The 12429-nt window shown below is 33.8% G+C and carries 16 protein-coding genes; 4 read left to right on the plus strand and 12 right to left on the minus strand.

Annotated features, from left to right (window positions below; translation table 11 throughout):
• Positions 1-2: 2 nt before the first annotated feature.
• The 12 genes from accA to VZL98_09950 all read right to left on the minus strand — a co-directional run bounded on the left by accA (position 3) and on the right by VZL98_09950 (position 8425).
• The gene (gene accA / locus VZL98_09895) at positions 3-791 is read right to left on the minus strand and encodes an acetyl-CoA carboxylase carboxyl transferase subunit alpha (GenBank protein WVH63000.1); all 789 of its coding nucleotides are present in this window, start codon (positions 789-791) and stop codon (positions 3-5) included.
• Positions 788-1663: an acetyl-CoA carboxylase, carboxyltransferase subunit beta gene (accD, locus tag VZL98_09900; GenBank protein WVH63001.1), complete on the minus strand. Its 876-nt coding sequence runs from the start codon at positions 1661-1663 to the stop codon at positions 788-790. Before accD ends, accA begins: the two co-directional genes overlap by 4 nt.
• Positions 1653-2273: a hypothetical protein gene (locus VZL98_09905; protein ID WVH63002.1), complete on the minus strand. Its 621-nt coding sequence runs from the start codon at positions 2271-2273 to the stop codon at positions 1653-1655. The genes accD and VZL98_09905 overlap by 11 nt, the downstream gene beginning before the upstream one ends.
• On the minus strand, positions 2239-3039 hold the full coding sequence (locus VZL98_09910; protein WVH63003.1) for a biotin carboxylase N-terminal domain-containing protein: 801 nt from the start codon (positions 3037-3039) through the stop codon (positions 2239-2241). The genes VZL98_09905 and VZL98_09910 overlap by 35 nt, the downstream gene beginning before the upstream one ends.
• Entirely contained in the window at positions 3032-3469 is a 438-nt protein-coding gene (locus tag VZL98_09915) for a biotin/lipoyl-containing protein (protein WVH63004.1), read from the minus strand. Before VZL98_09915 ends, VZL98_09910 begins: the two co-directional genes overlap by 8 nt.
• A gap of 6 nt (positions 3470-3475) precedes the next feature.
• The gene (gene acpP, locus VZL98_09920; protein ID WVH63005.1) at positions 3476-3700 is read right to left on the minus strand and encodes an acyl carrier protein; all 225 of its coding nucleotides are present in this window, start codon (positions 3698-3700) and stop codon (positions 3476-3478) included.
• Positions 3701-3967: 267 nt separating this feature from the next.
• Positions 3968-4243: a DUF4368 domain-containing protein gene (locus VZL98_09925; protein ID WVH63006.1), complete on the minus strand. Its 276-nt coding sequence runs from the start codon at positions 4241-4243 to the stop codon at positions 3968-3970.
• A gap of 449 nt (positions 4244-4692) precedes the next feature.
• The gene (locus VZL98_09930) at positions 4693-5106 is read right to left on the minus strand and encodes a sigma-70 family RNA polymerase sigma factor (GenBank protein WVH63007.1); all 414 of its coding nucleotides are present in this window, start codon (positions 5104-5106) and stop codon (positions 4693-4695) included.
• 302 nt (positions 5107-5408) lie between these two features.
• A complete protein-coding gene (locus tag VZL98_09935) occupies positions 5409-6164 on the minus strand; it encodes an ABC transporter permease (GenBank protein WVH63008.1) in 756 nt (251 codons plus the stop codon).
• Positions 6165-6166: 2 nt separating this feature from the next.
• Complete coding sequence (locus VZL98_09940; GenBank protein WVH63009.1) at positions 6167-7105, minus strand: ABC transporter ATP-binding protein; 939 nt, start codon at positions 7103-7105, stop codon at positions 6167-6169.
• Position 7106: 1 nt separating this feature from the next.
• Positions 7107-7562, minus strand: coding sequence for a GyrI-like domain-containing protein (locus tag VZL98_09945; GenBank protein ID WVH63010.1), 456 nt, complete (start codon positions 7560-7562; stop codon positions 7107-7109).
• The gene (locus VZL98_09950; GenBank protein WVH63011.1) at positions 7562-8425 is read right to left on the minus strand and encodes an AraC family transcriptional regulator; all 864 of its coding nucleotides are present in this window, start codon (positions 8423-8425) and stop codon (positions 7562-7564) included. Before VZL98_09950 ends, VZL98_09945 begins: the two co-directional genes overlap by 1 nt.
• A gap of 331 nt (positions 8426-8756) precedes the next feature.
• Between VZL98_09950 and mobC the strand changes: the two genes are divergently transcribed.
• The 4 genes from mobC (at position 8757) to VZL98_09970 (ending at position 12340) form a co-directional block, all read left to right on the plus strand.
• The gene (mobC, locus tag VZL98_09955) at positions 8757-9107 is read left to right on the plus strand and encodes a plasmid mobilization relaxosome protein MobC (GenBank protein WVH63012.1); all 351 of its coding nucleotides are present in this window, start codon (positions 8757-8759) and stop codon (positions 9105-9107) included.
• 5 nt (positions 9108-9112) lie between these two features.
• Complete coding sequence (locus VZL98_09960; protein WVH63013.1) at positions 9113-10372, plus strand: relaxase/mobilization nuclease domain-containing protein; 1260 nt, start codon at positions 9113-9115, stop codon at positions 10370-10372.
• Between the two features lie 125 nt (positions 10373-10497).
• Complete coding sequence (locus VZL98_09965; protein ID WVH63014.1) at positions 10498-10905, plus strand: transposase family protein; 408 nt, start codon at positions 10498-10500, stop codon at positions 10903-10905.
• Positions 10906-11023: 118 nt separating this feature from the next.
• Positions 11024-12340, plus strand: a complete 1317-nt coding sequence (locus VZL98_09970; GenBank protein ID WVH63015.1) for an ISL3 family transposase — start codon at positions 11024-11026, stop codon at positions 12338-12340.
• The last annotated feature ends 89 nt before the right edge of the window (positions 12341-12429 follow it).

Consider the following 12429-nt stretch of genomic DNA (forward strand, 5'->3'; position numbering starts at 1 on the left):
TATTACCTCCCTATATTTCTAAATCTGTTTATTCTTTTATCTACTAATTCACTTCCATCTTCACTGCATAATTCTCGGATTGAGGTGGATAGTAGTTCTTTAATTCTATCGAAAACCGGTGCATAATTTCCACTATTGAAATCTTCATTTTCTTCAATTATTTCATCGATTATCCCAAATTCTTTTAAATCAAACGAGGTTAACTTCATTAAATCACTCGCTCTTTCTACTTGAGATTTATCTTTCCATAGTATCGAAGAAAAACCTTCGGGTGATAATATTGAATAAACTGCGTTTTCAAGCATATAGATGCGATCGCCCATCGAAATGGCAAGTGCGCCGCCCGAACCTCCTTCACCTGTAACTATACAGATGGTGGGTACTTTTACCGCTTGCATCTCCATAATTAGCCTTGCGATGGCCTCTCCTTGCCCTCGTTCTTCAGCACCAATCCCGGGATAAGCTCCGGGAGTATCGACAAAGGTGATTATGGGACGATTAAACTTCTCAGCCTGTTTCATAAGTCTCATAGCTTTTCTATACCCTTCAGGATTAGTCATTCCGAAGTTGGCTTTTATACTGTCTTCAAAAGTGTGGGCTTTCCCACCGGCAATAAAAGTAATTGGCATATCCTCAAACTTTGCGATTCCTCCATATATGGATGCATCATCTGCAAATTGTCGGTCACCACTTAAGATTATTATGTCCTCAAATAAGTAGTTAACAAAGTCCATTGGCTTTGCTCTACCAACATCTCTGGCTTTTTGTACTCTTTCCCAAGGCGTTATCATATACCACACCCCACTTTTTGTTGATGCATCTCCATTAATTTTTCAATAGTCTTTCGAAGATCTCTCCTGCTTACTACCATATCTATAAAACCCGATTCACAAACGAATTCGGAAGTTTGAAATCCAACCGGCAACTCTTCACCTATGGTCTCTTTTATAACTCTTGGTCCCGCAAATCCTATAAGCGCACCCGGTTCTGCAATATTGATATCACCCATTAATGCAAAACTGGCACTTACTCCTCCTGTCGTCGGATGTGTGAGTAGTGAAAGGTAAAAAAGTTTTTTATCGTAAAATCTCTTAATTGCTCCCATGGTCTTTGCCATTTGCATAAGAGAAAAGATCCCCTCTTGCATCCTTGCTCCGCCACTAGCAGAAATCCCAAGTATGGGCAGTTTATTTTCAGTAGCGTATTCAAATGCTTTGGTTACCTGTTCGCCTACATAAGAGCCCATTGAACCCATAAGAAATACAGGGTCCAGTGCGAAGAAACAAACTTTATCGTCTCCGATCATGCCCACACCCCATTTTACTGCTTCATCTGTCCCGGTAGACTCTTTGAGTTGTTCAAGTTTCTCTAAGTAACCGGGATAGTCTATTCTATTTTTATATTCGACCTTATCCTGTTTTAATTCATAGTCGTCAAACAAATAATCAAGCCGCTTTTTAAGAGGCATTCTCAAATGGAAACCGCATTTTGGACAAAGGTGCAGATTATCTTCCACCATTCCTGCAATTAAAATATCCTTGCATGATGAACACTTAATAAAGTAATCACTCGGAAGCTCTTTCCTGTTTTCCCATTTAAGTTTATCTCTATTCTTTTTTATTATTTCTATAAGTTTTTTTCTATCGTGAAATCTATCTCTCATCAGTTTCCTCTATTTGGTTTATCCATTCTATAATTTCATCATGATACTTAGGAATGAATCCCGTATCATAATCACCTCGTATAAACTCGCCTACATGAAGAATACTGTATTGATATGCTAAATTCGTATTTATACCATAGATAATCGTCTCTTCTATAGCTCTTCTCATCTTTCTTATCGCTTCGAGCCTGGTTGCACCTTTTACGATAATCTTACCGAGCATTGAGTCATAATAAGGCGAAATTGTAACTCCATTAAATAAATAGGTGTCAAATCTGGTATTGAATCCACCCGGCCCAAAGAAAAACTCTATGGTCCCGGTAGAAGGCATGAAATTTTGAACGGGATCTTCACTATTTACCCTTACTTCTATAGCATATCCATCCAGTTTGATATCTTCCTGTCTAAATCCAAGTTTTAAACCTGCTGCAATTCTAAGCTGCTCTTTCACCAGGTCAACTCCTGCAATCATCTCGGTTACGGGATGTTCTACTTGCAGCCTCGTATTCATCTCAATAAAATAATAATTACCCTCTCTGTCTAAAATGAATTCCACAGTTCCGGCATTTTGATAATTAGAAGCTATTGCTGCTTTGATTGCAGCTTCCACCCATTTCTGCTCTAAGTTCCTCGGTCATGCCCTTTGCCGGAGATTCTTCAATAAGTTTTTGATTTCTCCTCTGTATGGAGCAATGTCTCTCCCCAAGATGAATGGTATTTCCAAAATTATCCCTTAAAATTTGAAATTCTATATGCTTAGGATCCATTACGAGTTTTTCTATATACACTCCATCCGAACCGAAAGATGCTGCTGCCTCTTGTTTGGCTGACAGATATCCTTCTTCCAATTCCTCTTCGCTGTAGATTCTCCTCATACCTTTCCCACCGCCACCTCTTGACGCTTTTACAAGTATTGGATATCCTATCTCTCTAGCGATTTTTTTTGCTTCTTCAATCGTATCCACTTCTGAATCAGAGCCCGGTACTACAGGTACTCCATTTGCAATCATCATCTCTCTGGCCTTAGCTTTATCTCCCATGTCCATAATGGTTTGAGCGGAAGGACCGATGAATTTTATATCTAAATCTTCGAGCACCTTTACGAATTCAGGATTTTCAGATAAAAATCCGTAGCCGGGATGAAGAGCATCACAGCCCGTCTCTGCAGCTACGGTTACAATTGAAGGTATATTTAAATATGAGTCACTTGCTCTGGCAGGTCCTATACAATAAGAATAATCGGACAGTTTTACATGTAACTGGTCCTTATCCTCTGTGGAATGAACGGTTACAGTTTCTATCCCCAGCTCCTTGCAAGCTCTGATAACTCTTAAAGCTATCTCTCCCCGGTTTGCTATCAATACTTTCTTAAACATCTTCAGCCTCTATTTCTACAACTCTGTCTCCAAATTGAACCAATTCTCCATTTTTCGGAAATATATTTACAACTCTTCCGGAGACCGGAGATTTGATTTCATTTATCATCTTCATTGCCTCGAGTATGAAAAGTACTTGACCTTTTTGTACATAATCTCCAATCTCTATGAAAGGATCACTTTCCGGTGAAGGTGCTCTATAAAAAGAAGCGACTAAAGGCGCTTCTACATAGAAATTTTCACTTTGTACACTTTCACTTTCTTCAGGCTTAAAATCATATACTATGTTTTCAACCGCTGAATCGCCAAGCTTTACAATCTTGGTCTTCTTTTTAAGACTCAATTCAAAGCCTTCATCTTTTAAATCGAGGACTGTGAGAGACGATTTGTCAAATTCCCTTAATAATTCAATAATATCCTCTTTTTTCATAATGGCCTACTTATTGTCGATATAATTTACAACGTCTTCTACTGTTACAAGACCTGCAAACTCTTCATCTTCGATAGTAATTCCAAACTCGTCTTCAAGTGCCATTGAAAGTTCTACAGCATCCAGTGAATCTGCACCCAAATCCTCAATCAGCTTTGATTCCGGTTTAACCTCTTCTGCATTTACCCCTAAGTTCTCAACTATTATTTCTACAACTTTATCAAATGTCATTTTAATCTCTCCTTTAATTATACTTAAATATTTTATATAAATATTTTTATATAAATTATTTTAAGTAAATTTTATACTTATTAATAATCTTTGTCAACTCTTAAAAGTATTTTTGCTAATATTATTAAAATAATTACTTATTTTCAGCAATATATAACTTTACATTCTTATTTTTCCAATAAAAAAACGGCATTTAGGGGCTCTTAATTAGGGATTTATTTCCTTAAAATTTAATCGGCATGAAGGTATTAACCTTTGTGCCGATTTTTATATGTCAATTTTCCCTATAAAGTTCCAATAAATCCAAATGGTTTGTTTCTTTAAATTTGTACCTGGAACTTTTTCTGATTGCTCTACATAAATCTTGTCTACAAAAGTTCTAATTATTTCTGGATCAAGTGCCTTAATATCCGTGTACTTTCTAACAAGTTTTAGGAATGATTCCACATTAAGTTCTTCTTCCTGCGATTTTGTAATAGTTTCTTCAAGTTCAGCTATTCTTTTTTGAAGTAGATTTTCTTCTTCATCATAAGCTTTAGCCATTTTCTCAAATCTTTGGTCAGATATTTTACCTTCCAAGTTGTCTTCATATAGGTTTTGAACGATAGAGTCGAGTTTGTCAATTCTGTTTTTAGAATCTTCTAATTCCTTTTTCTGACTTCTTAATACTTGATTTAACTCGCTGGTTTTCTTTTTTAAAACTAAATCTACAAATTCTTGCTCATGTTCTTTTGCAAAGGCTGTAACTTTTCTAATTTCTCTAAGAAGAATTTCTTCAGCAGGAAAGTTATGGCGTAAAATTTCTTTCGCTCACTAAGTAATTAAAAGTCCCGTCATGGTCTATTCAGTTGTCAAAGAACAATTATTTGAAAGGGATTTTCTTTACATCTTCCTGTTTGCCATAAATAGGTCATATCTCTTACAAAAGTAAAGGAGGTCAAACTCCCCTTCACTTTATATAAGGAAAGTTTGACCCCTTTGGTTACCGAAGTTTATAGATCCTCGATAAACTTTTTCAGTTTCTCAAGGATTTTATTTCTTCTCTTGATTAAAGCCGGATGTGTAATACTTTTTAATCTTGCTACTGATCGAAGCGTTTCGTCATTAAAGTACAAACGCTCAATGATGTCCCTTTCTTCATCTTTTAATCTTGATATAGCTTTCCTGACTGCCTCAATCATCAGCTGCGTTTCAACAATCTTTTCTACATTAACACTTTCATCAACGATATTGTCTACATAATGTCCATCATGATCCAATGATGAAAAAAAGAGCAAGTGGTTTTTCTTGTCCACCTGCTCTAAATACTTTTCGTGTTCTTTTTCCCGCCAGTAGACTTTGTATATTTTCTCACTCACCTTAACTGCTTTTCCAGCAATATAAAGGTAATATTCCTTTTTATCCATTGTGTATTCCTCCCTTTTATGTTCTCTGTTTTTGCTTTTTGAGAATAAAAAAGGAGGACTTCTACACTTAGGCGTAAAATGTCCTCTCGTCTTAACAACTAATGTTTTATATGATTTTTTATTTTGTTGTTTTTGGTAAAGTTTTATTGCTATGTGTAAGCAATTCAAAACATAAAAAAGGATGAATGTATCTTATGTGAATAACAGAATTTCGTGTTCCCATTATTTATCCCCCCATTACTTAACTACATATTCCCCCTCCTGAAATATTGATAAAATTAAAGTTGCATATTTTATATAATCTACAAATCCATCTCTTTTGTTAATTGCCTGTTTGCAAATATAAAACCAACTAAACATAGTAAACAAAGCAAAGATATAGAGCCATATATTTCTATTGTTTTAAATGTACCTGTGATTAACATTGAGCGTATACTGTTAATAACATGAGTAAAAGGATTCAAGTTTATGACTACCTTTAAAATTCCGCTAATTTCATCAACTGGAAATAAAGCTGAACTAAGAAAAAATATTGGTAATACAATCGCATTCATCACTGTTTCATACATCATTTCATTGGGAAGTATCAAACTTATTCCATAAGAAATACAAGCCATGAAAAATGCTGTTAAGAATATTAAAGAAAAGATAATCAATGTATTTGTAAATCCGCTAAATACCTTAGCTGAAAACAATAGACTTATGATTGCCATAATGCCCACTTCAAAAAAGGTACATACAACAGCTTCTAATATTTGTCCTAATATAATAGAACTTCTATTGACAGGTGCAATTAAAATTCGATAAAAACTTCCATCGGATTTCATCATATAATTCATAATCCCACTACTTCCACAAACGGAAAAACTTACAAGAATAATCAATCCGGGAAAAATATATGAAGTATAATTTTCTATTCCGGTATTTTTCATAGTTTTCCCTGCAACTGCACTATATATAACAAGCCAGAGAATTGGTTGCAAAATGGTGATTATCACAGTTAAGGCATTGTGATAACGCCATTTTATGTTCTTCTTCAATATTGCTAAAACAGTCAAATTTAGCCCTCCTTTCGATCCGTTAATCGTAAAAATACATCTTCTAAAGTGGGGTCAGATATTTCAATGCCTTTAAAATCAATTTTGCTATTCAGCAAGAACTTATTTATTTCAATAAAATCCTGTTTACTGGAAGCCGTTTCGATTAAAATAGAATTATTTTTTAAGTTATAATCTTTTTTCGGTAAATGTTTTTTTAATATTGCAAAACTCACTTTCGCTTGATTTCTATCTGCAAACAAAATTCTAATTGTCTTTTGATTGATAAATTCCCTTAATTCAAGAGGAGAGCCTTGAATGACTTCTTTTCCATCTTTCATAATGCAAATTGTGTCGCTTAGACTGTCTGCTTCCTCTAAATAGTGAGTTGTTAAAAAAATTGTAGTGCCGAAATTATCACGGATCTTTTTCAACATTTGCCACATTGCCATTCGGGATTGTATATCCATCCCAACAGTAGGTTCATCTAAAAATAATATTTTAGGATTGGACATCATATTGAGTGCAATATCCAAGCGACGTTTGATTCCGCCTGAATAAGAGGAAACAGGATATTTTAAATATTGGCTTAACTCAAATTCAACAATCAACTTTTCCATTCTTTTCTTGGCTTCATCTTTAGAAATCCCATATAAACCAGATTGAAACATCATATTCTCTCTTAAAGACAAATGCTTATCAATGGAAATTCTTTGTGCTACACAAGCTATATTATTACGGACTTTATTAGGGGAGACGATATTATTGCCTAAAATGGTTATTTCTCCTGTATCAGCTTTTAGATAAGTAGTGAGAATACCGATTAAAGTTGATTTTCCAGCCCCGTTTTGACCTAATAGCGAAAATATTTCACCCGTCTTTACCGATAGACTGATTCCATCTAATGCTTGAACTCCATTTTTATAAGTTTTTTTTACGTTTACTACATCAATGACAAACATATTATTCCACCTTTATTGGGAATTGAATTTCTGTAATATATTTATCAGGGTTTCCTTTAAGAAACATTCCCGGTCCTTTAATAAAGACTTCTCTAAAAGGACTGCAAAGCTCAATTCCATTTTCAGCAGCATATTTATCAATCACTTCATATGCTTTGTTTAGTGTTTCATAAGACCCTACATGAATGAGGCAAATCGCTTTTATACGTGGGATTTCCTTTATTTCTACACCATTTCCGACAGGCGTTTCATTGGTAGGAACGCATAATTCTATCTCCCCGATTTTTGTTTCAGGGTTCATCGCGATATAATTAAAAAATGGTGCTCCGTTGGATTTCCCACGAATTGACTTAAATACATTAGGAAATACTTTATTCGCTTCTGTGGCAACACCTTTATATCTCATATATGCGATTCTAACTGGCTCAATATCTTTAATTTCAATTTGATAATCCATTATTTTTCCTCCTCTTTTATTGCAATCCATACTTCGGAATGTCCTATTGTCAGCTTTTCATCATGAATTGGATAGACTTCAATATCAGGCAATCCCGCATATTCATAACCTGAAAACGGCAACCACTCTGTATAAAAGCGTCTAAAAACATTCTGAACATTTTCCTTTAAATAACCGTCATTTTCAAAAACGACCCATGTACTTGCAGGTATTTCATATTCAAACATACCTGCTGGAATTTCCTTATTTGTAGCAGAAGCAATATAATAGAATATATCTTTAGGATTTTTATAGGCACTGATACCTAATATACCTTTAGGCTCTTGATTGGAAAGTTCACATATTGTCTGAAATTCTTCTGTGGATAATGCTTTATCCCAAAACAGTGGAATAGATTTTAAATTTTCCTCCACATCCTCTGACAACTGTGTCCTTATCCCAACAATGCGTATTGCTTCTTTCTTTTCAATATGATATGTCATAGCATTTCCTCCTGTTACCTTGACTGAAAATTTTATAGCCGGATAAGCATTTAATTTACTTCCGATGTTCTTAGCTTCAAAAGGAGCTATTCCATGAACACTCTGAAATGCACGATTAAATGATGTCGGCGATGAATAACCATATTTAAGTGCAACATCTATCACTTTTTGTTCCGTTCGTTGTAGCTCAAATCCTGCTTGCGTCATTCTTCTACGACGGATATATTCGGACAAAGAAACTCCTGCTACATAAGAAAAAATCCTTTGAAAATAAAAAGTTGAACAGCAGGCTATCCTTGCAACTTCATCATATGAAATTTCTTCTTGTAAATTTTCTTCAATATACGCTATGGCATTACTTAAATTTTCTAACCATTTCACAGCTTTACCTCCTTCATAAATAGGATACATTTTCTTGAAATTATATTCCTCGCTTTTTATGTTATCTTTTGTAAACAAGTTTAATTGAATAAAAAATTTATGGCAATGAATTAAAATTTCTTATTTATGTGTTATAATAAAAATATAAATTTGATATATGCTTAATGCTTGCTACCATAATCATTCTTTTGTAGCAAGCACAGTAAGTGTACGGACACTTACGAAAAAATTGACGAAGCAGCCCTTTGGGATCTGCTTCTTTTTTTATCAATTTTTAGCTTGTTAGGGAGAACCCTAAGACCCCGAAATACATTCAAAGGAGGAACTACCTATGGTAAATAGAGTACGAAACGAAAGACTTGAAATTAAACTAACAAAAGAAGAAAAGGCTCTTTTTGAGGAGAAAAGAAAACTTTCAAAGCGCAGAAACATGAGCCATTTTATCCGCAAATGCGTTTTGGAAAAGGAGATTTATCAAGTAGATTTAGAACCTTTCCGAGATTTACAAGGCTTACTTTCCAATGCTACAAACAACATCAACCAGATTGCAAAACGAGTAAATTCGACAGGTGTAATCTATAAGGATGATATAAATGATATGAAAAAACAAATTGAACATTTCTCAAAAGAGCTATGGCAAATTCATTCACTGCTGCTTAACAGGACTTCCGGAGGTGATTAGTTTTTATGGCTATTACAAAAATACATCCAATAAAATCGACTCTTAATCTTGCAATCGAGTACATTGTAAATGGAGATAAAACAGACGAGCAGCTTTTAATCAGCACTCATAAATGCCACGAATCAACTGCTCACACTCAATTTTTAAGGACACGAAATGATGCAGGAACAAAAGGAACTGTTCTTGCAAGACATCTCATTCAATCCTTTTTACCGGGAGAAGCTACGCCTGAAATGGCACACCAAATCGGTATGGAGCTATGTAAAAAGATACTCAAAGACGAGTACGAATTTGTCTTATCTACTCACATAGATAAAGGGCATATTCACAATCACATCATCTTTAATAATGTAAATATGGTAACAGGTAGGTGCTACCAGTCTAATAAAAAAAGCTATCATAAAATCCGTTATCAAAGCGATAAGCTATGCAAAGAAAACAACCTATCCGTCATTGACGAGTTTTACGAAAGCTATAAGAAAAAATATAAGACTAACGGTAAGTCTTGGTATGAAAACGAACAGGTAAAGCGTGGTACTTCTTGGAAAAGCAGGCTTCAATTTGACATTGACAGAATAATAAAACAGTCTAAGGATTGGGGTGAGTTTCTAAAAAAGATGGCTGATCTTGACTATAAAATTAAGTATGGCAAACACATCGCTTTTAAGCCGAAAGATAAGCCAAGATTTACAAGAGCTAAAACAATCGGAGAAGATTATACTGAAGAAAGATTAAAAGAACGCATTGCAGAAAGAGTATCTATTAAAACCCCTGCTGTCAAAAAACGCATCGGCAAGGTTATTGATATAAACACCAATACAAAGGTAAAGGAAAGCAAAGGCTATGAATATTGGGCAACCAAACATAACCTCAATACAATGGCTGAGTCTGTTATCTTTCTTAGAGAACAAGGCATTAAATCCGTTAAGCAGCTTGATGATTACATCCAGAAAGCAGCCGATGAAAGACAAGATTTACAGGATAAAATCAAGGCTATTGATAAAGAAATGCAGGAGCTTTCTGCCGCTATGGAACAAGTTCATACAGTAAAAAAATACAGACAATACTACAAGGAATATAAGGCTAATCCGTCTGATAAGGTATTTTTTGAAGAATACAAAGCTCAGATTACCCTATATGAAAATGCCCTTTCCGAGCTTAAAAAATCCTATTCAAAGCTCCCAAATTCGAATGATATTTTAGCTGAACTTGATAAATTGCAAGAAAAAAAGAATACCCTTATGCAAGAGTATTCGGCTCTATAATTTATAGTGTTGGTGAAGAAATATTAGTTTCTTTGCTGGCACTATTTTCTTTTTAAAAAATAAAGACATAGTGACCAATTTCCTTTATAATTTAATCACTACAACAAAAAAATAAGGAGGCCACTATGTCTATTAGTAATTATATCTTAAATTTATTAGATTTAAAAGATGAAAATATTGAGATTTTTGAAAATGTCGAGAAGATTAAAAAGAAGAATATCTCTTACAATTTGATTTTTGGCCGGCTTACCTATAATGCTTCTGTTTGTCCCGTTTGTGGTAACGTGCATAGCCCAAGCATTATTAAACACGGCACTAAGTCTTCTGATATTAAACTTCTTCCTTTTAATGGCGAACCTACTTTCTTGAGACTTAAAAAGCAGAGATTTTTATGTAAGGAGTGTAATTCTACTTTTATAGCTGAAACTGATATTGTTAAAAAGAATTGTTTTATTTCTAATAGAGTAAAAGCTCATATTACAACTAATTTGACCATGAAAGTAAGTGAAAAAGATGGGCTCTATAATTTATAGTGTTGGTGAAGAAATATTAGTTTCTTTGCTGGCACTATTTTCTTTTTAAAAAATAAAGACATAGTGACCAATTTCCTTTATAATTTAATCACTACAACAAAAAAATAAGGAGGCCACTATGTCTATTAGTAATTATATCTTAAATTTATTAGATTTAAAAGATGAAAATATTGAGATTTTTGAAAATGTCGAGAAGATTAAAAAGAAGAATATCTCTTACAATTTGATTTTTGGCCGGCTTACCTATAATGCTTCTGTTTGTCCCGTTTGTGGTAACGTGCATAGCCCAAGCATTATTAAACACGGCACTAAGTCTTCTGATATTAAACTTCTTCCTTTTAATGGCGAACCTACTTTCTTGAGACTTAAAAAGCAGAGATTTTTATGTAAGGAGTGTAATTCTACTTTTATAGCTGAAACTGATATTGTTAAAAAGAATTGTTTTATTTCTAATAGAGTAAAAGCTCATATTACAACTAATTTGACCATGAAAGTAAGTGAAAAAGATATTGCTAATTTACATTATGTTTCTCATTCTACGGTGTCTAAATGTGTAGATCAAGCTTTTGAACAGTTTAAGCCTAATTATCAGTTTTTACCAGAACATTTATGTTTTGATGAGTTTAAATCCACAAAAACCGCTAAAGGATCTATGAGCTTTATTTTCTGTGATGCTATTACTCATGATATTATCGATATTGTTGAAAACAGGCAATTACACTATCTTAAACGCTATTTTTCTAGGTTTAGTGAATGTGCTAGAGAATCAGTTAAAAGTATATGTATAGACATGTATCAGCCATACATTAGTCTAATTTCTGATCTTTTCCCTAATGCTAAGATAGTATTTGATAAGTTCCATATAGTTAACCACTTATCTAGAGCATTGAACAAAACAAGAATAGAAGTTATGAATAGTTTTTCTAAGTATTCTATGGAATACAAAAGGTTAAAAAGGTATTGGAAGCTGATACAAAAGCCTTATTTAAAGCTTAATTCTACACGTTTTAGAAAGTGGATACATTTTGAAAGATGGAAAAGTGCTAGAGATGTAGTTATGGATAGTATTAGTGTCAACAAAACACTTCTAAATACTTATGATTGTTATCAGATTCTTTTAAAGGATGTAGAAAACGGAGATATTGCCTCCTTAAAGGCACATTTAGAATATTATTCAGATGAGGTATCAGATGCTATGAAAACTAGTATTAACACGCTTTTAAAGGACTTTGAGTACGTAAAAAATTGCTTAGAAGTCAATGTTACAAATGGATGTTTAGAAGGTATTAATAATTTTATTAAGTGTTTAAAAAGAGTTGCTTTCGGATACAGGTCGTACTATCATTTTAGGAATCGAATATTAATTTGCAAGAAAATGATAGTACCAAAAGACACTGTAAGTGTAAAAAAACGTCAGGCAGCTAACGCTGCCTGACATTAATAGTTTGTGATTAATTTATATACCAACACTATTTGACAAAGAACCCAAAAAGTTGGTTTTAGGTCCAACTTTTTGGGGTCAGT

The sequence above is a fragment of the Peptoniphilaceae bacterium AMB_02 genome, from assembly GCA_036321625.1.
GTDB classification, from domain to species: Bacteria; Bacillota; Clostridia; order Tissierellales; family Peptoniphilaceae; genus Microaceticoccus; species Microaceticoccus formicicus.

Coding starts and splice junctions, on each gene's coding strand:
- mobC (WVH63012.1), top strand. CDS start 8,757: ATGGTAAATAGAGTACGAAACGAAAGACTTGAAATTAAACTAACAAAA.
- VZL98_09970 (WVH63015.1), top strand. CDS start 11,024: ATGTCTATTAGTAATTATATCTTAAATTTATTAGATTTAAAAGATGAA.
- VZL98_09915 (WVH63004.1), bottom strand. CDS start 3,469: ATGAAAAAAGAGGATATTATTGAATTATTAAGGGAATTTGACAAATCG.
- accD (WVH63001.1), bottom strand. CDS start 1,663: ATGAGAGATAGATTTCACGATAGAAAAAAACTTATAGAAATAATAAAA.
- VZL98_09960 (WVH63013.1), top strand. CDS start 9,113: ATGGCTATTACAAAAATACATCCAATAAAATCGACTCTTAATCTTGCA.
- VZL98_09965 (WVH63014.1), top strand. CDS start 10,498: ATGTCTATTAGTAATTATATCTTAAATTTATTAGATTTAAAAGATGAA.
- VZL98_09945 (WVH63010.1), bottom strand. CDS start 7,562: ATGGATTATCAAATTGAAATTAAAGATATTGAGCCAGTTAGAATCGCA.
- VZL98_09940 (WVH63009.1), bottom strand. CDS start 7,105: ATGTTTGTCATTGATGTAGTAAACGTAAAAAAAACTTATAAAAATGGA.
- VZL98_09910 (WVH63003.1), bottom strand. CDS start 3,039: ATGTTTAAGAAAGTATTGATAGCAAACCGGGGAGAGATAGCTTTAAGA.
- accA (WVH63000.1), bottom strand. CDS start 791: ATGATAACGCCTTGGGAAAGAGTACAAAAAGCCAGAGATGTTGGTAGA.
- VZL98_09930 (WVH63007.1), bottom strand. CDS start 5,106: ATGGATAAAAAGGAATATTACCTTTATATTGCTGGAAAAGCAGTTAAG.
- acpP (WVH63005.1), bottom strand. CDS start 3,700: ATGACATTTGATAAAGTTGTAGAAATAATAGTTGAGAACTTAGGGGTA.
- VZL98_09925 (WVH63006.1), bottom strand. CDS start 4,243: ATGGCTAAAGCTTATGATGAAGAAGAAAATCTACTTCAAAAAAGAATA.